24 protein-coding genes are annotated in these 25,321 nt (G+C 62.5%); 15 read left to right on the top strand and 9 right to left on the bottom strand.

The features are described from left to right. Positions 1-41: 41 nt before the first annotated feature. From B3361_RS19730 to zur, 4 genes are all read right to left on the bottom strand, one after another. Positions 42-749 (bottom strand): PA5502 family lipoprotein, encoded by a 708-nt coding sequence (locus tag B3361_RS19730; RefSeq protein ID WP_054904498.1) that lies wholly within the window; start codon positions 747-749, stop codon positions 42-44. Positions 750-875: 126 nt separating this feature from the next. Further along, complete coding sequence (znuB, locus tag B3361_RS19725; protein WP_009683594.1) at positions 876-1,658, bottom strand: zinc ABC transporter permease subunit ZnuB; 783 nt, start codon at positions 1,656-1,658, stop codon at positions 876-878. Next, entirely contained in the window at positions 1,651-2,424 is a 774-nt protein-coding gene (gene znuC, locus B3361_RS19720; RefSeq protein ID WP_009683593.1) for a zinc ABC transporter ATP-binding protein ZnuC, read from the bottom strand. Before znuC ends, znuB begins: the two co-directional genes overlap by 8 nt. After that, a complete protein-coding gene (zur, locus tag B3361_RS19715) occupies positions 2,421-2,906 on the bottom strand; it encodes a zinc uptake transcriptional repressor Zur (protein ID WP_286920328.1) in 486 nt (161 codons plus the stop codon). Before zur ends, znuC begins: the two co-directional genes overlap by 4 nt. A gap of 18 nt (positions 2,907-2,924) precedes the next feature. Here zur and B3361_RS19710 point away from each other — a divergent pair, with 18 nt between their 5' ends. After that, complete coding sequence (locus B3361_RS19710) at positions 2,925-3,881, top strand: zinc ABC transporter substrate-binding protein (RefSeq protein ID WP_082414592.1); 957 nt, start codon at positions 2,925-2,927, stop codon at positions 3,879-3,881. Positions 3,882-3,946: 65 nt separating this feature from the next. On the opposite strand, the gene B3361_RS19705 is transcribed toward B3361_RS19710, so the two are convergent. Next, on the bottom strand, positions 3,947-4,897 hold the full coding sequence (locus B3361_RS19705) for a homoserine kinase (protein ID WP_054904501.1): 951 nt from the start codon (positions 4,895-4,897) through the stop codon (positions 3,947-3,949). A 69-nt stretch (positions 4,898-4,966) separates the two neighbouring features. Further along, the gene (locus B3361_RS19700) at positions 4,967-5,254 is read right to left on the bottom strand and encodes a DUF2782 domain-containing protein (RefSeq protein ID WP_009683589.1); all 288 of its coding nucleotides are present in this window, start codon (positions 5,252-5,254) and stop codon (positions 4,967-4,969) included. A gap of 75 nt (positions 5,255-5,329) precedes the next feature. On the opposite strand from B3361_RS19700, the gene polA reads away from it, so the two are divergent. After that, complete coding sequence (gene polA, locus B3361_RS19695; RefSeq protein WP_054904502.1) at positions 5,330-8,077, top strand: DNA polymerase I; 2,748 nt, start codon at positions 5,330-5,332, stop codon at positions 8,075-8,077. Positions 8,078-8,412: 335 nt separating this feature from the next. On the opposite strand, the gene yihA is transcribed toward polA, so the two are convergent. Beyond that, a complete protein-coding gene (gene yihA, locus B3361_RS19690; protein ID WP_009683587.1) occupies positions 8,413-9,045 on the bottom strand; it encodes a ribosome biogenesis GTP-binding protein YihA/YsxC in 633 nt (210 codons plus the stop codon). 193 nt (positions 9,046-9,238) lie between these two features. Between yihA and B3361_RS19685 the strand changes: the two genes are divergently transcribed. From B3361_RS19685 to B3361_RS19655, 7 genes are all read left to right on the top strand, one after another. Then, positions 9,239-9,541, top strand: a complete 303-nt coding sequence (locus B3361_RS19685) for a c-type cytochrome (protein WP_029886304.1) — start codon at positions 9,239-9,241, stop codon at positions 9,539-9,541. Positions 9,542-9,572: 31 nt separating this feature from the next. Further along, positions 9,573-10,190, top strand: coding sequence for a c-type cytochrome (locus B3361_RS19680; protein WP_009683585.1), 618 nt, complete (start codon positions 9,573-9,575; stop codon positions 10,188-10,190). 204 nt (positions 10,191-10,394) lie between these two features. Next, a complete protein-coding gene (gene dsbA / locus B3361_RS19675; protein ID WP_054904503.1) occupies positions 10,395-11,030 on the top strand; it encodes a thiol:disulfide interchange protein DsbA in 636 nt (211 codons plus the stop codon). Positions 11,031-11,042: 12 nt separating this feature from the next. Further along, a complete protein-coding gene (locus B3361_RS19670) occupies positions 11,043-11,897 on the top strand; it encodes an endonuclease/exonuclease/phosphatase family protein (protein ID WP_054904504.1) in 855 nt (284 codons plus the stop codon). A 97-nt stretch (positions 11,898-11,994) separates the two neighbouring features. Further along, a complete protein-coding gene (locus B3361_RS19665) occupies positions 11,995-13,932 on the top strand; it encodes a GGDEF domain-containing protein (RefSeq protein ID WP_054904505.1) in 1,938 nt (645 codons plus the stop codon). Positions 13,933-14,012: 80 nt separating this feature from the next. Further along, complete coding sequence (locus B3361_RS19660; protein ID WP_029886308.1) at positions 14,013-14,801, top strand: N-acetylmuramoyl-L-alanine amidase; 789 nt, start codon at positions 14,013-14,015, stop codon at positions 14,799-14,801. 136 nt (positions 14,802-14,937) lie between these two features. Next, the gene (locus B3361_RS19655) at positions 14,938-16,539 is read left to right on the top strand and encodes an EAL domain-containing protein (protein ID WP_054904506.1); all 1,602 of its coding nucleotides are present in this window, start codon (positions 14,938-14,940) and stop codon (positions 16,537-16,539) included. A 14-nt stretch (positions 16,540-16,553) separates the two neighbouring features. Here B3361_RS19655 and B3361_RS19650 read toward each other — a convergent pair whose 3' ends face one another. Beyond that, complete coding sequence (locus tag B3361_RS19650; RefSeq protein ID WP_009683579.1) at positions 16,554-18,335, bottom strand: KinB sensor domain-containing domain; 1,782 nt, start codon at positions 18,333-18,335, stop codon at positions 16,554-16,556. Then, on the bottom strand, positions 18,332-19,678 hold the full coding sequence (gene algB / locus B3361_RS19645; RefSeq protein WP_029885350.1) for a sigma-54-dependent response regulator transcription factor AlgB: 1,347 nt from the start codon (positions 19,676-19,678) through the stop codon (positions 18,332-18,334). The genes B3361_RS19650 and algB overlap by 4 nt, the downstream gene beginning before the upstream one ends. A 210-nt stretch (positions 19,679-19,888) precedes the next feature. On the opposite strand from algB, the gene B3361_RS19640 reads away from it, so the two are divergent. The 6 genes from B3361_RS19640 to B3361_RS19615 all read left to right on the top strand — a co-directional run bounded on the left by B3361_RS19640 (position 19,889) and on the right by B3361_RS19615 (position 25,288). Beyond that, positions 19,889-20,710: a BON domain-containing protein gene (locus tag B3361_RS19640; protein WP_054904507.1), complete on the top strand. Its 822-nt coding sequence runs from the start codon at positions 19,889-19,891 to the stop codon at positions 20,708-20,710. A gap of 174 nt (positions 20,711-20,884) precedes the next feature. Further along, positions 20,885-21,175 (top strand): hypothetical protein, encoded by a 291-nt coding sequence (locus tag B3361_RS19635; protein WP_029885352.1) that lies wholly within the window; start codon positions 20,885-20,887, stop codon positions 21,173-21,175. Between the two features lie 41 nt (positions 21,176-21,216). Next, complete coding sequence (locus B3361_RS19630) at positions 21,217-21,378, top strand: DUF1328 domain-containing protein (RefSeq protein ID WP_003252966.1); 162 nt, start codon at positions 21,217-21,219, stop codon at positions 21,376-21,378. Positions 21,379-21,380: 2 nt separating this feature from the next. Continuing rightward, the gene (locus tag B3361_RS19625; RefSeq protein WP_029885353.1) at positions 21,381-21,851 is read left to right on the top strand and encodes an inhibitor of vertebrate lysozyme family protein; all 471 of its coding nucleotides are present in this window, start codon (positions 21,381-21,383) and stop codon (positions 21,849-21,851) included. A 746-nt stretch (positions 21,852-22,597) separates the two neighbouring features. Further along, a complete protein-coding gene (gene gltP, locus B3361_RS19620) occupies positions 22,598-23,926 on the top strand; it encodes a glutamate/aspartate:proton symporter GltP (RefSeq protein WP_009683574.1) in 1,329 nt (442 codons plus the stop codon). Between the two features lie 132 nt (positions 23,927-24,058). After that, positions 24,059-25,288, top strand: coding sequence for a nucleoside recognition domain-containing protein (locus tag B3361_RS19615; protein WP_286920327.1), 1,230 nt, complete (start codon positions 24,059-24,061; stop codon positions 25,286-25,288). Positions 25,289-25,321: the final 33 nt, after the last annotated feature.

The following is a 25,321-nucleotide window of genomic DNA, read 5'->3' as shown; positions in this document are numbered from 1 at the left end:
CCCGCGAAGGGCTGCAAAGCAGCCCCAGCACCCCAGCGTTTTCAGCGCTGATGCGGCACCAGAACCACCTGCGCCGGCAGCGAGCGCTGAATTTCATGCTTCTGCTTCAGCTCAAACCCGCTGTCGATCTTGCGCACGCGCTTCTCCAGCAAGGTTTTCAGCCAGGGCGCGTCATGGGTGCGCGGCACCTGGAACACCACTTCACAGTCATAGCTCACCACGTCTGCCGCAATGTCATCCAGTTGGCGGCGCATGGCGCGGCTGTCGGTGGTTTTCAGGGCCACCACGGTGCTGGGTGCGGTCGGGTCGATGATCAGCGCCTTGGGCTTGGCCTCGGCGGCCTTCAGCGCCGCTTCGGCTTTGGCCAGCTCGGCCTTGCGCGCCTGGCTCACGGCGTCGCCCCCGGTTACCGCAGGGGCTTGCGGCATCAGCGCCCGGGCACGGGCCAAGGCCGTTGCGGCGGCATTCACGTCACCTTTTTGCAGCACGATCTGGCTACGCTGCAGGTAGGCTTCGGCCAGTTGGCGCTGGTATTGCTCCAGGCGTGCGTCGTCGGGCGCCTGGGCCTGCAGGGCAGCCAGTTGGTCTTCGGCGGTGGCCAGCTCGTTGCTGGCGATGTTTTGTTGCAACTGCTGCCAGGCATCGGCTTGGGCAGGTGCGGTGGCCTGTTCCACCGGCGCACTGGAACAGGCAGCCAGGAACAGGGAAAACGCGGCAACAAGCAGATAACGGGAGGCGAACGGCTTCATTCCTGCGATTCTCTATTTGCGCAAAAAGCGAGCAAGTCTACACCCAGGTGCGCACGCTCGAAAACAGGTCTTACAGACCCTTTACCCGGGAAAAGGTTGCAAGGCGTGCCTGAGCACGCCTTGTAATCAGCGCTTTGGCAGGGCCAGGCTCAGCAAGAATAGCACCGCTGCACAGACCACGATCGACGGCCCGGCGGGGGTGTCCTTGAACCAGGACATGGCCAGGCCACCGCAGACCGCGGTGATGCCCAGCAGGCTGGCACCCAGCGCCATCTGCTCGGGCGAGCGGGCGTGGCGCTGCGCCGCAGCAGCGGGGATGATCAACAGCGAGGTGATCAGCAGCACGCCGACGATCTTCATGGCCACGGCGATCACCACCGCAATCAGCAGCATCAGCGCCAGGCGCAGGCCGGCTACGGGGAGGCCTTCGACCATGGCCAGTTCCTCATGCACGGTAACCGCCAAGAGCGGCCGCCAGAGCACGCCCAGCAACAGCAGCACCAGCGCACTGCCGCCGAGGATCCAGGCCAGGTCGGTAGTGCTGATGGCCAGCAGGTCGCCGAACAGGTAGGCCATCAGGTCGATACGCACATCGTGCATGAAGCTGAGCACCACCAGGCCCAGTGACAAGGTGCTGGGGGCGAGGATGCCCAGCAGGGTGTCGGAGGCCAGCGGCTGGCGTTGCTGCAAGGTCACCAGCAGCACCGCCAGCAACAGGCAGCCAACGGTGACGGCCAGGGCCGGGCTTACATCCAGGGCGAAACCCATGGCCACGCCCAGCAATGCGGCATGGGACAGGGTGTCGCCGAAATACGCCATGCGCCGCCATACCACGAAAGAGCCGAGCGGGCCCGCGACAACGGCCAGGGACAGGCCTGCAAGCAAGGCGTAAAGAAGAAAATCAGCCATGCTTGCAGTGCTCTCCGTGAACGTGGGGGCCGGGGGCGACCACCGAGCCATGCAGGTCGTGGCTGTGGTCGTGATGGTGATGATAAACAGCCAGGCTAGGTGCGTTCTGCCCGAACAGTTCGACAAAGGCTGGGTCGTTGCTGACCTGTTCCGGGTGACCCGAGCAGCAGACATGGCGGTTCAGGCACACCACCTGATCGGTGGCGCTCATGACCAGGTGCAGGTCGTGCGACACCATCAACACGCCGCAACCATGGCGGTCGCGCAGCCGGGTGATGAGGTTGTACAGCTCGGTCTGGCCGACCACATCCACCCCTTGCACCGGCTCGTCGAGTACCAGCAACTGCGGCGCACGCAACAAGGCACGCGCCAGCAGGACACGCTGCATCTCGCCACCGGAGATGGTCTGGATCGGGCTGTCGATAACCTGTTCGGCGCCCACTTCCTGCAGGGCCGATACGGCTGCTGCCCGGTCTACCCCCGGCACCAGGCGCAGGAAACGCAGCACGGAAAGCGGCAGGGTGGCATCGACCTGGATTTTTTGCGGCATGTAGCCGATACGCAGCCTGGGCTTGCGCCATACCGTGCCGCGGTGCGGCTTGAGCAGCCCGAGCACGGCGCGCACCAAGGTGGTCTTGCCCGCGCCATTGGGGCCTATCAGGGTGACGATCTGGCGCGGCGCCACCGACAGGTCGATGCTGTCGAGCACCGCCTCGCCGCCATAGCTGACGCCCACCTGTTCCAGGCGGATCAGGGCATCGCTCATGCCGCGCTCCGGCAATTACCGCACAGGCCGACCACTTCCACGGTTTGGGTCTCGACCCTGAAGCCCACGCCCTTGGCGCTGTCGATGATGGCCTCGCTGATGCTGTGTTGCTCCAGCTCGATGGCGACGTGGCATGCACGGCAGATCAGGAACTGGCCCTGGTGCACGTGCTCGGGGTGGCTGCAGCCGATGAACGCGTTGAGCGAGGCAATGCGGTGCACCAGGCCGTTTTCCAGCAGGAAGTCCAGTGCGCGGTACACCGTGGGCGGTGCAGCGCGGCGGCCGTCCTGCTCGCTGAGCACGGCAAGGATATCGTAGGCACCCAGCGGCTTGTGGCTTTGCCATACCAGCTCCAGCACCCGGCGGCGCAGCGCGGTCAGGCGCAGGCCCTGGCGGGTGCACAAGGCATCAGCTTCAGCCAGTGCGCTATGCACGCAATGGGAGTGATCATGGGGACGGTTGGCCAGCGGCGTGAAGGACATGGGCAGCGACGATTCTGTATGGAGACGTTATTATGTTACCCGTTTCTCACGACTCGAGTATTCACCGTGTCCCGATTTCTAGTCCTTTTTGTCGCATTCATCGCCTGTTCGGCCCAGGCCGATGTCCGTGTGCTGACCAGCATCAAGCCGCTGCAGCAGATTGCCGCTGCCGTGCAGGAGGGTGTTGGCAGCCCTGAGGTATTGCTGCCGCCAGGTGCTTCGCCGCACCACTATGCCCTGCGCCCATCCGACGTACGGCGGGTGGGCGATGCCGACCTGCTGTACTGGATCGGCCCGGACATGGAGAGCTTCCTGCCACGCGTATTGGGCAGTCGCAGCAAGGCAACCGTGGCCGTGCAGTCGCTGCCAGGCATGAAGCTGCGCCACTTTGGCGAAGACAGCCATTCCCATGAGGAAGCGGACCACGATGAGCATGACCATGACCACCGCCCAGGTAGCCTGGATGCGCACCTGTGGCTATCGTCGGTCAACGCGCGGGTAATCGCGGGGAAAATGGCTGCGGACCTGGCCCAGGCCGATCCCGCCAACGCGGCGCGCTACCAGCACAACCTGAAGGTCTTTTCAGACCGTATGGATGCGCTGGATGAGCGAATCAAAGCGCGGGTGGCGGGTATCGCTGGCAAGCCGTACTTCGTGTTCCACGAGGCGTTCGACTACTTCGAGGCGGAATATGGCCTGAAGCACACTGGCGTGTTCAGCGTGGCGTCCGAGGTGCAGCCGGGGGCTCAGCATGTGGCCGCCATGCGCAAGCGCCTGCAGGAAGTGGGCAAGACCTGCGTGTTCAGCGAGCCGCCACTGCGCCCGCGCCTGGCCGAGACCCTGACTGCTGGGCTGCCGGTGCGTCTGGCCGAGCTGGATGCACTGGGTGGTACTGACCCTGTGGATGGCAAGGGCTATGAGCGCTTGCTGGAGAAGCTGGGTGCCGACTTGGCTGGGTGCCTGGAGCAGTTGTAAGCCTGTTCCGGCCTCTTCGCGGGCACGCCCGCTCCCACAGGTGCCCGCGAAGAGGCTGAAAAGGGCTAGAGGGCAAATGGCAGGTGCAAAGCCACCTGCTGGCGCTGTGCCAAACGCACTTCGAACTCGCTCGGGTCATGGATCATCACATCCATCCCGGCAAACGATTCTGCCGCAATCAGCCGCGACAGCCAGAAGCGCACGCAGCCTACCCGCAACATCTCAGGCCACCGCTCGGCCTCGGCAGCGGTGAACGGCCGCAGTGCGGCATAGGCCGCCAGCAGCGCCTGGGCACGCGGCATGTCGATTGCGCCCTGCTCATCCAGGCACCAATCGTTCACGGTGATGGCGATGTCATACAGCATCGGCCCGGAGCAGGCGTTGTAGAAGTCGATCACGCCAGTCAGGTGGGTGCCTTCGAACATCACGTTGTCGCGGAACAGGTCGGCATGCAGGTTGGCCCGCGGCAGCGCCAGGATCTGCGCCTTGTGCGCGTTGATTTCGTTCAGGGCCGGTTGCAGCAGCGCGGCTTGCTCGGCAGTCAGGCGTGGCAGCAGCTCGGCGCCTGAAGCCAGCATCCAGTCCAGGCCACGGTCGGTGCGGCGCTCGATGATGCGGCCGCGGGTGGCCAGGTGTATATGCGCCAGCAGCTCACCCACCTGGGCGCAGTGCTGCGCGTTGGGCGCCTTGATGTGCTTGCCTGACAGCCTTGGCTGCAGCAGCGCCGGCTTGCCGCACAGCTCGCGCAGGCCGTTGCCGTCGCGGTCACGAACGGCATAGGGCACCGGCATGTCGGCTGCGTGCAGGGTGTCGAGCAGCTCGATGAAGAACGGCATGTCCTCGCTGGGCCCGCGTTCGATCAACGTCAGCACGAACTCCCCCTGTTCGAGGCTGACGAAGAAATTGCTGTTCTCGGTGCCGGCGGCTATGCCCTGGAAGTCGAGCAGGCGGCCCAGCGCGTACGGTGCCAGAAAGGTTTCCAGCTCAGGCCGGGTCACGGGGGTGAAGACTGACATGATGAAAAATTGCCCATACGGGCACTTCCGCCGGGAAGTGCCGGGTTGATGTGAACGGTGCGCGTCAGATTACCACTCGAAGATCTTCCAGGACGGAATCAGCATGTCCGGCTGGTCGGATCGAATGAAGTTGGCATCGGTGCCATCGGCGCGTACCAGGAAATAAGGCTTGCCGTTTTTCGGTGTGATCTTGATCGCATACAGGAAGCCGTTCTGACGGTATTCCTGGATGGTCTTGTCGCCTTCCGTGCGAATGGTCACCTCGGGATCGGCCGAGGGGGCGTCTTCCGCCGCCAGGGTGACGACCGGCGTGGTTGCCAACAGGCCGAGCAGTAACAGGCGATTGAGTGTACGCATGATAACCTAGTCCCTTTGTCGTCAATGATTCTGGCTATTCTAGCGCCGGACCCGTCGAAAAGGTTGATTCTGCTCATGAGCCAAGCGCCCCTCGTCCTGGTGGACGGTTCCTCCTACCTGTACCGCGCCTTTCACGCGCTGCCGCCGCTGACCACGTCCAAGGGCATGCCGACCGGTGCGGTGAAGGGTGTGCTGAACATGCTCAAGAGCCTGCGCAAGCAATACCCCGACAGCCTCTTTGCCGTGGTGTTCGACGCCAAGGGTGGCACGTTCCGTGACGCCATGTTCGCCGAATACAAGGCCAACCGGCCGAGCATGCCCGACGACCTGCGGGTGCAGATCGAGCCGCTGCACGCCAGCGTCAAGGCCCTTGGCTACCCGCTGCTGTGCGTGGAAGGGGTCGAGGCCGACGACGTGATCGGCACCCTGGCGCGCAGCAGCGCCGCCTTGGGCCGCCCGGTCATCATTTCGACCGGTGACAAGGACATGGCGCAGCTGGTGGATGGCCACATTACCTTGGTCAACACCATGACCGGTAGCGTGCTGGACGTGGCGGGCGTGCATGAGAAGTTTGGCGTCGGCCCGGAGCACATCATCGACTTCCTGGCCCTGATGGGCGACAAGGTCGACAACATCCCCGGTGTGCCCGGTGTGGGCGAGAAAACCGCCGTGGGCCTGTTGACCGGTATTGGTGGCGGCCTCAGCGACCTGTACGCCAACCTCGACAAGGTGCCGGCACTGGCCATTCGCGGTGCCAAGACCCTGCCGGCCAAGCTGGAAGAGCACCGCGACGCGGCGTTCCTGTCGTATGAGCTGGCTACCATCAAGGTCGACGTGCCGCTGGACGTCGAGGTCGAGGCGCTGGTATGCGGCGAGCCTGACCGCGATGCGCTGCTGGCGCTGTACACCGAGATGGAGTTCAAGAGCTGGGTTGCCGACGTGCAGCGGGAGGCTGCCAGGGTGGGTGATGACGTTGCGCCGGTCGCGGAGCCGGTGGCCAAGGTCGAGCCGAAGTACGAAACCATCCTCGACCAAACACGCTTCGAGGCCTGGCTGGAGAAGCTGCGCCAGGCGCCGCTGTTCGCGTTCGACACCGAAACCACCGGCCTGGACGCCCAGAAGGCCCAATTGGTCGGCCTGTCGTTCGCGGTGGCGCCCCATGAAGCGGCCTACGTTCCGCTGGCCCACGACTACGAGGGCGCGCCGGCCCAGCTGGACCGCGACGCCGTGCTGCTGGCCTTGAAGCCCCTGCTGGAAGACCCGACCAAGGCCAAGGTCGGGCAGAATGCCAAATACGATATCAACATCCTCGCCAACGGTTCGCCCGCCATCGCCATGCGCGGTGTTGCCTATGACACCATGCTCGAGTCCTACGTGCTGAACTCCACGGCCACCCGGCATGACATGGACAGCCTGGCGCAAAAGTACCTCGACCACACTACCATCGCCTTCGAGGACATCGCCGGCAAGGGCGCCAAGCAGCTTACGTTCAACCAGATCGACCTGGACAAGGCGGGCCCCTACGCTGCCGAAGACGCTGACATCACCCTGCGCCTGCACCATGCGTTGCAGGCCCGCCTGGCCCAGACCCCAAGCCTGCAGCCGGTGCTGATGGACATCGAGATGCCGCTGGTGCCGGTACTGGCCAAGATCGAACGCCAGGGCGCACTGGTCGATGCAGCCCTGCTGCACGTCCAGAGCGGTGAGCTGGGTGAGAAAATGGCCGAGCTGGAACGGCGCGCCTACGAGCTGGCGGGCGAGGAGTTCAACCTGGGCTCGCCCAAGCAACTGGGGGCGATCCTGTACGACAAGCTGGGCATGCCGGTGCTGAGCAAGACCGCCAAAGGCCAGCCGTCTACCGCCGAAGCGGTGCTCGACGAGCTGGCGGAGCTGGGTTACCCACTGCCTGAAGTACTGATGCAGTACCGCAGCCTGAGCAAGCTCAAGAGCACTTACACCGACAAGCTGCCGGGGCAGATCAACCCGCGTACCGGGCGTATTCACACCTCTTACCAGCAAGCGGTGGCGGCGACTGGCCGGCTGTCGTCCAGCGACCCGAACCTGCAGAACATCCCGATCCGTACCGCCGAGGGCCGCCGAATCCGCCAGGCGTTCATCGCCAGCCCAGGCTACAAGCTGCTGGCGGCGGACTATTCGCAGATCGAGTTGCGCATCATGGCCCACCTGGCCAAGGACGAAGGCTTGCTGCACGCCTTCCGCAATGACCTGGACGTGCACCGTGCCACGGCGGCGGAGGTCTTTGGTGTAGCCCTGGAAAACGTCACCGTCGATCAGCGTCGCAAAGCCAAGGCCATCAACTTCGGCCTGATCTACGGCATGAGCGCATTTGGTCTGGCCAAGCAGATCGGCGTCGACCGCAAGCAGTCGCAGGACTATATCGACCGCTACTTCGCCCGCTACCCCGGGGTGCTGGCCTACATGGAGCGCACCCGTACCCAGGCTGCCGAGCAAGGTTTCGTCGAAACCCTGTTTGGCCGCCGCCTCTACCTGCCAGACATCAACGCCAAGAACCCGGCCCTGCGCAAAGGGGCAGAGCGTACCGCCATCAATGCGCCCATGCAGGGTACCGCCGCCGACATCATCAAGCGCGCCATGGTCAACGTGGATAACTGGCTGAGCGAGAGCGGCCTGGACGCGCGGGTGATCCTGCAGGTTCACGACGAACTGGTGCTTGAGGTGCGCGAGGACCTGGTTGAACAGGTCAAAGATGAAATTCGCCAGCACATGAGCAAGGCGGCGCAGCTGGATGTGCCGCTGCTGGTAGAAGCAGGAATTGGTGCGAACTGGGACGAAGCTCACTGATTGAGCCGGAAAAGCTGTGTAGGATCTGCGACGTGGTGACGCGGATCCTGGCAGCGCTGGCGCGCGCGGGGCTGGGCTTTCATGAAACTATCGCAAATAGTTTTCAGGGCTTCGGAACTAAACCAGTGAAGCGGAACTCAGAGTAACTGAATGGCTGGTGAAGCCTTTCGATGCTCCTATGTTGTGTTAAGTGTTGGCAGATATCTGGACCCCGCCCTAGCGGTCCGGACTTGGACCCCGAACTTCCCCCTCCCCATACGAAGTCCGGGGTTTTTTTTGCCCGCAATTTGGCCTGAACCTGGGCGAAGCCCAGGCCATGCTCCGCGCTGCAGGCCTCAGGCCACTGGCTTGTCTTCCAGCTCCATCCAGCCCGCCAGCACCCGATAGGCCTCTTCCACGCCCAGGCGCTTGGGCGCCGAGAACAGCTGGATGGTGACACCGTCGCCCCAGCCCTTGCGAATTTCCGATTGCACCTTCAACAAGGTGTTCTTGCCCGCGCCGTGGGTCAGCTTGTCGGCCTTGGTCAGCAGGATGTGCATCGGCATGCCGCTGGCCTTGGCCCAGTCGAGCATCATCTTGTCGAAATCGGTCATGGGGTGGCGCACGTCCATCATCAGGATGATGCCGCGCAGGCACTCACGGCTGCCCAGATAAGCTTCCAGGTGCTTCTGCCAGTGCTGCTTGAGCGGAATCGGCACCTTGGCATAACCGTAACCTGGCAGGTCGACCAAACGCCGTTCATCGTCCAGACTGAAGAAATTCAACAGCTGGGTGCGCCCGGGGGTTTTCGAGGTGCGCGCCAGGCTGGCGTGAGTCAGGGTGTTGAGGGCGCTGGATTTGCCGGCGTTGGAACGGCCCGCAAAGGCCACCTCGTAGCCCTGATCGTCCGGGCATTGTTCGACCTTGGCTGCGCTGAGGGCGAATTTGGCTTTCTGGCAGAGGCCGAGGATGGGGTTCTTGACTTGCATGGGATATCCGATGTGGGTGTTGCCAAAGCCTAGGCCGGCAAGCGGTGTCGTTTCCGTTTGGCTGACAGAAGTATATAATGCCCCAGTTTTTGTGTGCCCATTCTCCCAGCGAAGGGGAACGGGCATGGGGTGCCGAACTATAGCTTGCGCATCAGAACGCAGCGCGTCCCCCAACCCTGTCAGGTCGTTTCGCCTGGCGAAATGGCTGCTAGCTGTCGGTATGTTCCTGCCGTATTTCAGCGCACAGGCTACACAGGATGCCGAGGTGTTGTACAACCGCACGTGTGCGGCTTGCCACACCGGGCAATTGCCCCAGGCACCCAGGCAGGGTGACCGGGCAGCCTGGGAGCCAAGGCTGGCGCAAGGTATGGATGTACTCGTCCGGCATGTGACCCAGGGTTTCAAGGCTATGCCGCCGCGTGGATTGTGCATGGACTGCAGTGCCGAGGACTACCGTTTGGTCATCCTTTGGATGAGTGGCAGTCCCGATACATAACATTTCACCCTTAGCCGTGTTGGATTAGCTGATGAACAAACTAGTCGTGAGTCTGCTGTTGACCCTGGGTGTCGCAGGTGCGGCCACTGCTGCGCAACCTATCAAAGGCGATGCCGCTGCCGGCCAGGCCAAGACGGCCGTCTGTGGCGCCTGCCACAACCCCGACGGCAACAGCCTGGCACCCAACTTCCCGAAACTGGCTGGCCAGGGCCAGCGCTACCTGGAAAAACAACTGCACGACATCAAGTCGGGCAAACGTACCGTGCTGGAAATGACCGGCATGCTGGCTGCTTTCAATGACCAGGACCTGGCCGATATCGCCGCCTACTTCGCCAGCCAGAAAGGCAGCGTGGGGGCTGCCGACCCCAAACTGGTCGAGCGCGGTCGCGCGCTGTTCAATGGCGGCGACCTGGAAAAAGGCATGCCCGCCTGCACCGGCTGCCACTCGCCCAATGGCGCGGGTATCGCCCTGGCCGGTTTCCCGCACTTGAGTGGGCAGCATGCCCAGTATGTGACCAAGCAGTTGACCGACTTCCGTGAAGGCAACCGCACCAACGACGGCGATGCCATGACCATGCGCACCATTGCCGGCAAGCTGAGCAACCACGATATCGAGGCATTGGCCAGCTATATCCAGGGCCTGCACTGACTGGCGGCGCGGTCCTGCAGGTGCTGCACATGCCTTCAGGGGCCTGGCATTAACTTTCAGTTAATGTTGCAGGCCAATGATGAAAGGGTGGCTGGGCTACCCTTTTTTCAGTGCGTAGCCGGTACACTACAGAACTCAAGCCCTTCCCGGCCTGTCTCAAGGCAGGTCGCGTAGTGGCGACCCATGATTGCTCAGGAGTAAAGCATGCGTAAACTGATTCTCAGCGCTGCGCTGGTCGCCGCCAGCGCATTCGGTATGACAGCGGTGCAGGCCGCAGAGCCTGCCACTGCCGGCAAGGAATATATCGAGCTGAGCAACCCTGTTCCGGTTTCCGTGCCTGGCAAGATCGAAGTGGTTGAGCTGTTCTGGTACGGCTGCCCTCACTGCTACCATTTCGAGCCGACGCTCAACCCTTGGGTCGAAAAACTGCCCAAGGATGTCAACTTCAAGCGCGTACCGGCCATGTTCGGTGGCCCATGGGATGCCCACGGCCAGATGTTCCTGACCCTCGAAGCCATGGGCGTTGAGCAGAAGGTGCACGCGGCGGTGTTCGATGCTATCCAGAACCAGCGCAAGCGCCTGACTGACCCGCAAGAAATGGCCGACTTCCTCGCCACACAGGGCGTGGACAAGGACAAGTTCCTCGCCACCTTCAACTCGTTTGCCATCAAGGGCCAGATCAACCAGGCCAAGGAACTGGCTAAGAAGTACGAAATCACTGGCGTACCGAGCATGGTCGTCGACGGCAAGTACCGCTTCGACCTGGGTACCGCAGGTGGGCCCGAAGGCGTGCTGAATGTCGCCGACCAACTGATCGCCAAGGAGCGCGCCGCTAAGTAAGCGGCGTATCCCATGCCCCGCTTCAGAGCTACGCGTGGCATTGGCCTGCACCAGCCGCAGGTCAACGAGCATCACCTGCAGGCACCCGGCCTGCCGGACGATGGTCGCCTGCGGCTGCTCAGCTTCAACATTCAGGTCGGCATCAGCACCGAGCGTTATCGGCATTACCTGACCCGTAGCTGGCAGCACCTGCTGCCGCATAACGGGCGCGCCGGCAACTTGCAGAAGATCGGCAAGCTGTTGAGCGACTTCGACCTGGTGGCCCTGCAGGAGGCCGATGGTGGCAGCCTGCGTTCCGGGTTCGTGAACCAGGTCGAGCATCTGGCGCAGCTGGGTGCCTTCCCCTACTGGTACCAACAGCTCAACCGCAACCTTGGGCGTTTTGCCCAGCACAGCAACGGCGTGCTCAGCCGCCTGAAGCCGCAATTGCTCGAAGACCACCCGTTGCCGGGCCCCGCCGGTCGCGGGGCAATCCTGGTGCGGTTCGGTGAAGGCGAGGATGCGCTGATCGTGGTGATGATGCACCTGGCCCTCGGCGCCAAGACCCGCGCCCTGCAATTGGGCTATATCCGCGAGCTGATTGGCGGCTACCGCCACCAGGTGCTGATGGGCGACATGAACACCCACGCCACCGACCTGCTCGAGCACTCACCCCTGCGTGACCTTGGCCTGGTGGCCCCGCAGGTCGAAGCTACCTTCCCCAGTTGGCGACCCCAGCGGTGCCTGGACCACATTCTGCTCAGTTCCAGCCTTACACTGGAGCGTGTCGAGGTGTTGGCCCAGCCTATTTCCGACCACCTTCCGGTGGCGGTAGAGATCCGATTGCCTGATGCATTGACTGTGGATACGCTGCCGGCCTTGAGCTGAATCAGCCAAGGCGTCGCACGCCCTCAAGTGTTGGGCGTGCGCGCCGACAGCGTGTAATCAGACAGCCCCAGATGTATCACCCGTCGCGGATCCAGGCATGACCGAAGAAGCCGAGCGCTGGAAAGAAAAATACCTCAAAGCCATCGAGCAGCAAGAAAAGCTCGAACGTCGTTGGGACGCCCGTCTCGACTTGCTGCGCCGTGGCCTGGTGCGCAGTACCCTGGCTGCCGAAGGCAGTGACAAGGTGGTCGACGCGTGCATGAAAGAGATGCGCGAGGTCATTCGCAGCGACAACATGGATGCTGGCCTTGCCGGGCTGATTCCGCGCCTGGAGAAGGCGGTGCTGGATTCGGAGCAGCGCCGCGAAAACCGCATGAACCAGGTTGGCGATGCCCTGGCTGCACTGGTGGGCCAATTACAGAACCTGCCGCTGCCTGGTGATATTGCCCGGCCGCTGAAAAAGCTGGCGAAGAAGCTCGATGGGGGCGTTACCCAGTCACGCGACCTGCCGCCATTGCTGGGTGAGCTGAGCGGTTTGCAGGGGCGTGCGCTGGCCGCCTTGGGCAAGCCGGGTGAAGAAACCCGCCCCGGTTTTCTGCAGCGGTTGTTCGGCAGCCGCGATGACGATGCCCAAGCGGAGCCGGCGCTTGTGCCCGAAGCGGTGCCGGGTGCCCAGGCTCCACCGCACGCAGCGCCACCCAGACCCGACGCCGACCCGAATGTTGATATCGATGCGTTGCAACCGTTGCCAGCACCTGCTGCACCGGCGGCCGAGTTGCCCGCAGCGCCCGAGCCAGCGCCAGAAGCAGCTGGCCCCGCGCTGATCGATGCGGCCGAAATACCCGCATCGCCAGTGCCGCAGCCAGATGAAGCGCCTGCTGCCGAACACGTGGTCAGCCAGCTGCTGCCGGAGCCTGCACCGCTAGCGGAAATGGAACCAATGTTCGGCGAAGACGGCCCTTATGCCCTCCCCGACGCGGTGGAGCCGCCGTACAGTCAGGTCGCTGCACACATCGAGCAAACCTTGCTCGGCCTGCTCGACGACCTCAGCCTGCCCGAGCGGCACAAGGCCCAGGCACTGGAGATGCGTGCGCGGGTGGCCCGCGGCCTGAACTGGTATGAGCTGATCCCGGTACTGGATGACCTTGCAGTGCTGATGCTGGCGATCACCGACAGTGGCCAGCATGAATTTGAAACCTACTTGCAGCAGCTCAACGAGCGCCTGGAGGGGTTCCAGAGCCATCTGCATGAAGCCAGCGCCGGCCATGCCGACAACAGCAGTGCCGCCCGCGCGCTGGACACCCAGTTGCGCGAGCACGTAGACGGGTTGCAGAGCAGCGTGCAAGGTGCCGCCGATGTCGACAGCCTCAAGCACATCCTGGAGAACCGCCTGGAAGGCTTGTTGGTGACCATGGACGAGCACAAGCACGAGCGTGATCGCCGCGAGCAGGAACTGGCCAACCGCCTGCAGGGGTTGTCGGAGCGTGTGGCAAGCATGGAGCACGAGGCACTCGGTTACCGCGAACATCTGGAAGAGCAGCGGCAAAAGGCCCTGCTCGACCCGCTCACCGGTCTGCCCAACCGGGCGGCCTGGAGCGAGCGGGTGGAACGGGAAATGCTCGAATGGCAGGCCCAGGGCGGCCATCTGGCCATGGCGATCCTCGACCTTGACCATTTCAAGCGCATCAATGACAGCTATGGGCACCTGGCCGGGGACAAAGTGCTGAAGATCGTTGCCGGCCAGTTGCGCAAGTGCTTGCGCGGCCGTGACTTCATAGCCCGGTTCGGTGGCGAAGAGTTTGTCCTGTTGCTGCCGCAGACGGCCCCGCCGGCGGCTGCGCAAGCCGCTGAACTGCTGCGGGCGACCATCGAGGCCTGCCCGTTCCACTTCAAGGGTGAACGGGTGGTGATCACCACCTCCATCGGGTTGGCGGCGTTCCGCGCTGGCGAGCGCGCAGACCAGGTGCTCAAGCGCGCCGACACCGCGTTGTACCGGGCCAAGGAACTCGGGCGTAATCGCGTGGAACAAAACTGATGGGCAGCCACTGACTCGCGGCAAACATTGCTGCTGGCGAGCACGTTATACTGTAGCGCTCTTACGCCGAGGCCTCCGACGTGCTTTCCACGCTGAAAAAAACCCTGATCACCTTTCTGCTGTTCACCGTCGCCGGTTGCTCCACGGGCCTGCGCATCGACCGCAGCCACCCTTCGGCGAACCAGGACAACCGTATCCAGTTCGTTGTTTTGCATTACACCAATGCCTCGCTGGAACGCTCGCTGGCATTGCTCACCCACGGTGAGGTCAGTAGCCATTACCTGATTGGTGATGGCCCGGCGACGGTGTACCAGTTGGTGGACGAGAGCCGTCGCGCCTGGCATGCCGGTGACAGCCAGTGGCAGGGGCGCACATGGCTGAATTCGTCGTCCATCGGCATCGAAATCGTCAACCCAGGCTTTGCCGACACACCCAACGGGCGGGTCTGGTACCCCTATAGCGAGGCGCAGATCCAGGCGCTGATCGCGTTGCTCAAGGACATCGTCAAACGTAACAATATCGAGCCCCGGCATATCATTGGCCACAGCGATATCGCCCCATTGCGCAAGCTTGACCCGGGCCCTTTGTTCCCGTGGAAACGCCTGGCCGATGCTGGGTTGGGGGTCTGGCCAGATGCCAACGCCGTGGCGCAGCAACAAGCGTACTTCAACGTCAACCCGCCCAGCGTTGGCTGGTATCAGCAGGAGCTGGCGCGGTTTGGTTATCAGATCGAGCAAACAGGCGTGCTCGATGTAGCCACCCGGCATGTCATCGCTGCCTTCCAGATGCGCTTCCGCCCGCAACGTTTCGACGGCATGCCGGATGCGCAGACGGCGGCCATGCTGCAGGTGCTCAACCGGACCCGTTGACTGTCACCAGGCCGCGCGCGGTGACAGGGGCGTTGCCCGTGCTGGCCGGGGCCTGGCATGGGCAAGCGAAGCGCTAAACGGCGCAGGTGATTACTGATTCAGTTGCTATACCTTAGTTATCAACTGGATGCCGTCCATGTCGTCTGCCATTGGCTTGCTGCGTCAAATTTTCTACCGTCCCTGGATGCTCGCCACGCTGGCAGCACTGGCCAGCGCCGCCCTGTTGCTTTCTGCCAGCGTCGGCATCGCCCTGCAGCAGCTGAAACAGAGCGAAACCGAGCAGATGAACGCCCAGGGCGAGCGTTTTCTCGAGCGCCTGGAGCAGGTATTCGGCCAGCTGCGCGAGGGTGTCGACCAGTTGCAGGCACAGCCGCTGCGTGGATGCAGCCCGGCCATGTTGGCGGCCTTGCAGCAGGTGGGCTTGAGTTCGCGCTTCATTTACGAAGCGGCCTACGTGGACGGCAATGTCGCCTGTTCAAACCGGGGTAACGAGCGCGCGTTCGTGCCCTTGCGGCCGCCGGACATCAAGGGGCCGGTCTACAGCTACTGGCTCAACACCACCACCGAGCCGAACGAGAACCTCGCCGCGCTGATGCTCGGCCGGGGCAGGTTCCTGGTCTCGACCTCACGTGGGCACCTGACCGATGTGGTCGACCTGCCACCGGGTGGCAGCCTGGTGGTAGTACTCGACAACGGTGCCCGCGCCATTCCGGTCCTGGGCCCGCCACCGGTATGGCCGCCGCCCTCGGCCTGGTCGCATAGCCACAAGTCGCTGCTCGAACTCAGTGACCGCCTGATCTACCGCATGCCAACCAAGTCGCCTGACTACCAATTGGTGCTGATCGCGCCGCGTGTCAGCTTGCCCCTGCGCATGAACGGCATGCTCTGGCTGTTGTTCCCGGGTAGCGTATTGGCCGCCTGCTTCATCGGCTGGCTGGTGTTGCAGCTGATCTTGCAGCGGCGCTCGATGAGCTCAGAGCTGCAGGGTGCACTGCGCCGTGGCGAGCTGCAGGTGCTCTACCAACCGATCATCGAGCTTGGCAGCCGGCGTTGTGTGGGCGCCGAGGCCCTGGTGCGCTGGCGCCGCCCGGACGGTACCTTGACCAGCCCCGACCTGTTCATACCGCTGGCGGAAGACACCGGGCAGATCCGCCAGATCACGGACTTCGTGCTGCAACGTGTGCTTGAACAACTTGGGCCGTTGCTGCGTTCGCACCCCAACCTTTATATCTCGATCAACCTGGCGGCTTGCGATGTGATGGAGCCGCGCATCGGCCGAGTATCGGCGCGCCTGCTGGCGTTGCACCGGGTGGCGCCCAGCCAGATTGCCTTCGAGGTGACCGAGCGGGGTTTGATCGACGTGGTAGTGGCCCGCGAAAATCTGCAGGCACTGCGCGCCGCAGGGCATCAGGTGCTGATCGACGATTTTGGTACTGGCTATTGCAGCCTGGCTTACCTGCAGACGTTGCCGGTGGACTGCCTGAAGATCGACAAGGCGTTCATAGACGCTCTTGGCCATGATGCCGCCAGCAGTGGCGTTGCCCCACACATCATTCGCATGGCCCACGACCTCCACCTGCGGGTGATTGCCGAAGGTATCGAGAGTGAGGACCAAGCGGCGCTGTTGAGCGGTGAAGGGGTCAACTACGGCCAGGGCTGGCTATTTGCCCGGCCGTTGACGGCCAGGCAGTTTGCCCAGATGGTCACACGCGGGCATCTGCCGCGACGACCCGCGTAGGGTGTAGGCGTGCGTCAGACTGGCAATGCCATATAGAACTGCGTGCCCTGCCCCGGCCGCGAAAACACGCCCATGCGCCCGCCATGCAGTTGCACGATCTCCTTGCACAGCGCCAGGCCCAGCCCCGCCCCACCTTTTTTGCGGCCAACCTGCACGAAGGGCTCGAAAATGCGCCCTTGCTGGCCGTAGGCGATGCCTTCGCCGTTATCCTCGACACTGATGATCACCCGCTCCGCATGGCGGCGGGCGTGCAAGCGGATGCGCCCGCCCTTGGGGGTATGGCGGATGGCGTTGTGCAGCAGGTTGTCCAGCACCCGATCAAGTTGCGCGGGGTCGGCTTGGATGCGCGGCAGTGGCTGCTCCAGGTCGCTGACCAACTCGATCTGCTTGTGCGCAGCCTGGTCGGCAACCCGCAGTTGTGCCCGCTCCACCAGCTCGTCGATGGCACAGGGAGCCAGCTCCAGTTTCTGTAGCCCGCTTTGATAGCGCGAGAAGTTGAGCAGGTCGTTGATCAGTTGGGTAAGGCGCTGCATTTCTTCGCCGATGGTTTCCAGCAAGTCATTCTCCCGCGCTTCTGGCGGGAACTTGACGCGCTCGCGCAACAGGCCGAAGGCCATGTGCATGCCGGTAACGGGCGTACGCAACTCATGGGAGGCGCGCAGCACGAATTCACTGCGCACACGCTCGAAGGCGCGCTGCTCGGTTACGTCGTGCAGCACCATCACTGCGCCAAGAATCGGCCCCTGTGGGTGGCTGACCGGGGTCAGGCTGTAGGTAAGCAGGCGCGATTCTTCATCCACCTCCATGTTCAGGTCGTCTGGTGGCCGGTCCAGGCTGCCGCCCCGCAGCACTTGGCGCAGCTGCTGTTCCAGCTCTGGCCGTTGCAACGCTTCGGCAAGGCTGCTGCCTACCCGGCTGTCATTCCAGCCCAGCTGGCGCTGGGCTACCGGGTTGAGGTGTTCCAGCCGGCCCTGGCGGTCGATGATCAACAGGCCATCGTCGATGCTGTCCAGCACCGCCTGCAAGCGTTGCTGGCCGGCCAGCAGCTCGTCGACGTTGGTGGCCTGGTGCTTGCGCAAGGCATCGGCCATCAAGCCGAAGCGGCGGGTGAGCTGGTTGAGTTCGGCCGCCTGGGTGACTGGCAGGGTGACATCGAAATTGCCCTTGCCCAACTGGTCGGCGGCCGTGGCCAGCGCCTCGATCGGCTGGCCGAAGCGCCGCGCGATGTTGTGCGCACTGATAAAGCCGAGTACCAGCACCACCAGGCCCATCAAGCCCAGCACACCGCTGACCAGCAAGGCGCGGTCACGGCTGCGCTCCTCGCTGCGGGTAATCAGGTCCAGGGCCTGCCTGTGGGAGTCGATCAGGTCGGTGCGGACCTGATTGAATGCAGCGCCCAGCGGCTGGTCCACACCCATGCTGCGGGCAGGGGCCGGGCTGTCGCGGTAAGCCTGGAGGAAGGCTTGATAGTTGCTGTTGGCTTTGCTGAAACCGGTGCGCTCGCCGCCTTGCTCCAGCCCCTTGGCCAGAAGGGACTGGAAGTTGTCCTGCAGCGATCGCAGGTTTTCCGGGGCGGTGTCGTCATCCAGAATCAGGTTCAACTGCTCGCCAAGGTTCTGCCGCAGCTTGAGCCCCACCTCCAAGGAGTGGGTGGTGTCGCGCACCAGTTGCTGTTGCATCGTGGCCATCTGCAGAACACTGACCAGGCCCAGCAGCAGACCGAGCAGCGCCACGGTGACCAGTGCCGAGATACTGAGGAAAAGCCGCGTGCGCAGCTTCATGGGTGGCCATTTCATAAGTTGTATTGCTTGCGTTTGCGGTACAGGGTGGAGGCGTCGATGCCCAAGGTCTTCGCGGCCTGGTCCAGGGTGTCGCTGGCGGCCAGTACGGCACCGATGTGCGCACGCTCCAACTCGTCGAGGCTAAGCGCGGCGCCAACGCGTGGGGCGTTGCCAGCCGGCTGCTCACCCATGCCCAGGTGGCTGATTTCTACCCGCTCTTGCGGGCATATGATGCTGGCTCTTTCCACTACGTTGCGCAATTCGCGAATGTTGCCGGGCCAGCGGTAGTTGAGCAGCGCCGCGCGGGCTTCTTCACTGAAGCCGCGTGCTGGCCGGGAATACTCCTTGACGAAACGGGCGAGGAAGCGGTCGGCGAGGGTCAGAATGTCCTCGCTGCGCTCGCGCAGGGGCGGTAGGTGCAGGGTGATGACGTTCAGGCGGTAGAGCAGGTCTTCGCGGAAGCGGCTTTCGCGCACCATCTCTTCAAGGTTGAGGTTGGTGGCAGCCAGGATGCGCACGTCCGCCCGGCGGGTAACCGGGTCACCCACGCGCTCGTATTCCTTGTCCTGAATGAAGCGCAGCAGCTTGGGCTGCAAGGTCAGTGGGAAGTCGCCGATCTCGTCGAGGAACAGCGTGCCGCCGTCAGCCTGGCTCACCCGCCCAAGCGTGCTTTCACTGGCGCCGGTGAAGGCGCCGCGGGTATGGCCGAACAGCTCGCTCTCCATCAGCTCCGCATTCAGCGACGGGCAGTTGATGGTCACACAGGCTTTGCGTGCACGCTTGCTCCAGCCATGAATGGCGCGGGCCAGCTCGCCTTTACCGGTGCCGGACTCGCCGAGGATGAGGATGTTGGCGTCAGTGGTCGCGACCTGGCGGGCGGTTTCCAGCACGGCCATCATCGCCGGGCTGTGTGAGTCGAGGCCGTCCTTGGGTTTGCGTACTTCACCTTCCAGCGCTTCGAGGCGGGCCGAGAGTTGCCGCACTTCCAGTTGCTTGGCGGTGGCCAGGCGCAGTTGGTCTGGGCTGCAGGGCTTGACGAGATAGTCGGCGGCACCCGCCTGGATGGCGTCCACTGCCGTGTCGATTGCCGAGTGCGCGGTAACGATCACCACGCGCATCCAGGGCGCCTGAATGCGCATCTGCGCCAGTACATCAAGTCCGTTGTCCTCACCCAGGCGCAAATCCAGGAAGCACAGGTCGAACACCTGGCGCTGCAACAGGCTCTCTGCCTGGGCGGCGCTATTGGCGGTGGCCACGCTGTAGCCCTCGTCCTCCAGGCAATAGCGGAAAGTGCGCAGGATCGCGGACTCGTCATCCACCAGCAGAATGCGGCCTTGGTTGTCCTGGGCTGATTCCATTTCCTGCGCTCCTTAAGGGTAGATCTTTATTTAGTGTGGGAAAAATCGGGCAAGTTGCATGGTCAATTCTGAAGGATTCTGTCCTTTGCATGCTAGCCAATGGCTAAACGACGCCTTCAGGCCCCATTTCCCGGTGCTTTGCTTAGAGGCATAGGGTGGCACATTGGTTGCGATGATTTTCAGCTTTTGCCTACAAAAGGAGGTAACGCCATGACCTTTGCCCTACGCAGCGCTGTGTTAGCAGCCGCTTTGCTTCCCGTGTTCACCCCCGCTCTCGCGGACCCCGTGCATGACGCCCGGCTTGAAGGGGCGCTGCAAACGGCGTTGTCGCTAAACCGCATGCTCAACCCGTTCCGTATCAAAGTCGAGGTAGACGGCAAACAGGCGCGGCTTTCCGGCGAGGTAGAAAACGAGGTGGAGCGCCGGTTGGCCGAAGACGTGGCCTTGGCTACCCGAGGTGTCGAGCAGGTCGATAACCAACTGCAGGTCAACGCTGAACTGGTCGAGCGCCCGCTCGAGCTGCGGGCCTATGCCCAGCGCCTGGAGGACGCCACCCTGGCAGCGGTGATCCGTGCGCGGTTGCTGTGGAGCCGTACCACCGAGAAGGCTGCAATCGAAGTGCAAAGCAGCGAGGGCGTGGTGACCTTGCGGGGTAAAGTCGACAGCGCCGAGGCCAAGGAGCTGGCGGGCGTGGTGGCGCGCACAACCGATGGCGTGCACATGGTGAACAATCTTGTCAGCCTCGACAGCGCTGCCATGGCCAAAGCGCGGGAAACCCCTGTGGGGACACCAAGCGGCCCGCAGCCAAGCGACCCCTGGATCATCGACAAGATCCAGAGTAGCTACCGCTACAGCCGCAACCTTGATGGGCTGAACCTCAAAGTGGCCAGTGAAGAGGGCATGGTGCGGTTGTCCGGCGAGGTGGTCAGTGCGGAGCAAAAAACCATTGCCGTGGAAATGGCCCGGCAGATCATTGGCGTGCGGGGGGTGGATGCCGATCTGCTGAAGGTCGCGACCAAGGTCGAAGGCTGATCGTGCAATTCGCACGACCCCAGCATGGCCATCGTGCAGGATACGTCCTGATACCCCTGTGGCCAAATTGTTAAGTTATTGTTTTTAAAGGGTTTTTATTTATTTATGAGGCTGGCATGCAGGCTGCAATTACCTGTTCAGGTTTGAACAAAAATTACAGCAGGAGGAGCCGGCATGAATCGCCAGTCCGTCAACCACTCGCAAGTCGCCACTCTGTCACTGCGCCACCTGGTGTCGGTAGGGATCGCACTGGTTTTGACCTTGGCTGCCGGCCTCTTCTACTACAGCTGGCAAACAGCGCGTCTGGCCGACCAGGTGGCTGCACAGACAGCTCTGCTGAGCCAGATCCAGTCGACCCGGGCCAACAGTTTCGTCAAGGCGGCGGACCCGTTGCCCTCCCAGGGCAAGGCGGCGTCGCCGGCCACTCTGGAACACGTCGTGCCTCAAGACCGCTGGGTGTTCTAAGGCGGACCGTTTGAAGTTTTGAAAAAGAAAGGAGAAACACCATGCTGAGCTGGGCTATCACTTTCCTCATCATCGCCATTGTCGCTGCCGTTCTGGGCTTCGGTGGTATCGCCGGCGCTGCCACAGGTATTGCGAAGATCCTGTTCATTGTCTTCCTGGTCCTGTTTGTAGCCTCCTTCTTCTTTGGACGCGGTCGAGGTTGACAATGAGCAGGAAGCTACACACTGCCCTGGCTGCTGCCCTGCTGATGGGTAGCAGTGCAGCGGCACTGGCTGCCAATGATGGCCAGGTCCGTGCCAACCAGCTGCTGGGTTCGGACCCGGAATACCGGGAAACCTGGCAGGACACGATCAAAGGCGAGGAGCGCCTGCCCGATTGGGTGGTCAACCTCACTGGCAGCTCGGAGCAGCAAATGTCTGCTGTTACGGAAGATGGCGACAAGTACTTGGTCGGCCCCCTGTGCGAGGCCCAGGACAAGTGCACCTACAAGCGCCTGATCGTTGCGTTCAGCTGGGACAAGGATGATGCCTACGGCATGCTCGTGGAGGTGCCTGAAGGCTTGCCCAAGGACAAGTCGCCAACCCGGCATGCGCAGTACCGCTGGCTGGGCAAGCCGGATGACGGCATGAAGACGATGTTGCAGGAGCAGCTCAAGCGTGACCCGAATTGGTACTGAGCCGTGGTTGCCAGTGCCGGTGAGTGGTCACCCACTGACACGAAATAGAAGCTGAACCTTTGTAGCGTTCAGCCTTCTATGATGCGCCGCCCCGAGGAGGGGTTGCACATGACCAAGGGGCCGGGCTGTTCTGGTTGAGACATGATCGGAGTGGCCTAGGGGTACAGGGAGTGCCTCCAGCGTTGGGCCGGGTCAGGAACGGCGGAATCGGAAGCTTCAGGTCGGCGGTATCGCTGGGATACCCAAGCCGACCTGACTTCCGAGGAGCCACGTAGGAAATGCCTCTTTCCTTGCGCGTGTTCTTCCCCGAGACACATTTTGTCTCGACCGTACATCAAATTTTTTCCCTCCGTATCGACTCCCTCACCTGTGGCATTTCGGCCATTCGGATTGTCGAACGCGTCATATTTGTCACTTCTTTTTAGAGTGCCAGATCCGCCTGAATATGGCTGTCTCGTCTTGTTCGGGATCCCGAACGTTATAAATCAACGACTTACAAACCTACCTCGTCGGTCGAAAACGGTATGCATAACCTGCATGGGGTATGCGCTTCAGGCATTAGATTTCCCCCCCTGCCATCGCAATAGTTGCCGCCTTTTTCGCTGGCCAGGGCGCCCTGTCGCTCGCCTGCGGTGTCCTTACATAACGTCGCCGGACGGAAACCGTTATTGCGTGTGACTTGGCCAAGGGCTCTGTCACGCCTGTTTCCACCCGGTGTCATGACCACTAGAACAAAGGGTAAAGACATGAAGAAGGCAAAACTGAGCCTCGCCTGGCAGATCGTCATCGGTCTGGTGCTGGGTGTTGCAATCGGCGCGCTGCTGAACCACTTCAGTGCAGAAAAGGCCTGGTGGATCAGTAACGTCCTCCAGCCCGCCGGTGACATCTTCATTCGCCTGATCAAGATGATCGTCGTCCCGATCGTGATTTCGTCGCTGATCGTGGGTATCGCCGGGGTTGGCGATGCGAAGAAACTGGGCAGCATTGGCCTGAAGACCATCATCTACTTCGAGGTGGTGACCACGATCGCCATCGTCGTCGGCCTGGTGCTGGCAAACCTGTTCCACCCCGGTGCCGGTATCGACATGAGCACGCTGGGTACCGTGGATATTTCCAAGTATCAGGCGACCGCGGCCGAAGTGCAGCATGAGCACGCCTTCATCGAGACCCTGCTCAACCTGATCCCGTCGAACATCTTCGCAGCGCTGATGCGTGGCGAAATGCTGCCGATCATCTTCTTCTCGGTCATGTTCGGGCTGGGGCTGTCGAGCCTGCAGGCAGAGCTGCGTGACCCGCTGGTACGTACCTTCCAGGCCGTATCGGAAACCATGTTCAAGGTCACCCACATGATCATGAACTACGCGCCGATCGGTGTGTTCGCCCTGATCGCCGTGACTGTCGCCAACTTCGGCTTCAGCTCGCTGCTGCCGCTGGCCAAGCTGGTGCTGCTGGTGTACTTCGCCATTGCCTTCTTCGCCTTCATGGTACTGGGCCTGGTGGCTCGCCTGTTTGGCTTCTCGGTGATCAAGATCATGCGCATCATGAAAGATGAGCTGATCCTGGCCTACTCCACTTCCAGTTCGGAAACCGTGCTGCCACGGGTGATCGAGAAAATGGAGAAGTACGGTGCACCAAAGTCGATCTGCTCGTTCGTGGTACCGACCGGCTACTCCTTCAACCTCGATGGTTCGACCCTGTACCAGAGCATTGCGGCGATCTTCATTGCCCAGCTGTACGGTATCGACCTGTCGTGGAGCCAGCAGCTGCTGCTGGTGCTGACCCTGATGGTCACGTCCAAAGGTATTGCTGGTGTGCCAGGCGTTTCGTTCGTGGTACTGCTGGCCACCCTCGGCAGCGTGGGCATTCCGCTGGAAGGCCTGGCCTTCATCGCCGGCGTCGACCGCATCATGGACATGGCCCGCACCGCGCTGAACGTGATCGGCAACGCCCTGGCGGCATTGGTCATCTCGCGTTGGGAAGGCATGTACGATGCGGCCAAGGGCGAGCAGTACTACGCCTCGCTCATGGCTGACAAACAGCAAACTGCGGTGGTTGGCGAAGCGGCCAAGCGCTGAGTTCATACCCCGCTGTACAAAAAGCCCCGACCCGTCGGGGCTTTTTGTTGTCTGTGATGTTGCGCGGCCGCGGTCTGCAGCCTTGCGCCCCGATACGCTATCATTCGGGCACTTTTCTGGGGGAACACACGGATGCTCAATGGCCTTTGGCTCGGCTTTTTCCTGGTGGCGGCAGTGTCCGCCCTGGCCCAATGGCTGATAGGCGGCAACGCGGGCATTTTTGCGGCCATGGTCGAGAGCATCTTTGCCATGGCCAAGCTCTCGGTCGAGGTGATGGTGCTGCTGTTTGGCACTCTGACCCTGTGGCTGGGCTTTCTCAAAATTGCCGAAAAGGCCGGCATCGTCGAATGGCTGGCCAAGGTACTGGGCCCGTTGTTTGCGCGCTTGATGCCGGAAGTACCACCCGGCCACCCGGCACTGGGCCTGATCACCATGAACTTCGCGGCCAACGGCCTGGGGCTGGACAACGCCGCCACACCGATTGGCCTCAGAGCCATGCGCGCGTTGCAGGAGCTGAACCCCAGCAGCACCACGGCGAGCAACGCGCAGATCCTGTTCCTGGTGCTCAACGCCTCTTCGTTGACCCTGCTGCCTGTGACCATCTTCATGTACCGCGCCCAGCAAGGCGCGCCCGACCCGACCATGGTGTTCCTGCCGATCCTACTGGCCACCAGTGTCTCGACCCTGGTCGGGCTGTTGTCGGTGGCCGTCATGCAACGCCTGCGTTTGTGGGACCCGGTCGTACTTGCCTACTTCATCCCCGGTGCGCTGCTGCTGGGTGGCTTCATGGCCTTCCTGGGCACATTGTCGGCAGCGGCACTGGCCAGCTTGTCGTCGATCCTGGGTAACTTGACGCTGTTTGGCGTGATCCTGCTGTTCGTGGTGATCGGTGCGTTGCGGCAGGTGAAGGTATATGAAGCCTTTGTCGAGGGCGCCAAAGAGGGCTTTGACGTCGCCAAGAACCTGCTGCCCTACCTGGTGGCCATGCTGGTGGCTGTGGGCGTGCTGAGAGCCTCGGGCGCGCTGGAATTGGCGTTGGACGGTATTCGCCATGCGGTCAACTGGCTGGGCCTGGACACGCGCTTCGTCGAAGGCCTGCCGACAGCGTTGGTCAAGCCGTTCTCCGGGAGCGCGGCGCGGGCAATGCTGATCGAGACCATGCAGAGCCAAGGGGTGGACAGCTTCCCTGCCCTGGTGGCGGCAACCATCCAGGGCAGTACCGAGACGACTTTCTATGTGCTGGCGGTGTATTTCGGCGCGGTGGGCATCCAGCGTGTGCGGCATGCGGTGGGGTGTGCGCTGCTGGCCGAGTTCTCTGGTGTAGTGGCAACCATCTGCGTGTGTTACTGGTTCTTTGCCTGAACGATCTGCAGGCCTGCACCGCATCAACGGGTA

Origin of the sequence: Pseudomonas sp. UBA6699 (genome assembly GCF_002454615.1) — a bacterium.
GTDB classification, from domain to species: Bacteria; Pseudomonadota; Gammaproteobacteria; order Pseudomonadales; family Pseudomonadaceae; genus Aquipseudomonas; species Aquipseudomonas juntendi.
Note: the sequence above shows the minus strand (reverse complement) of the source record. Positions and strands in the feature narration are given on the sequence as shown.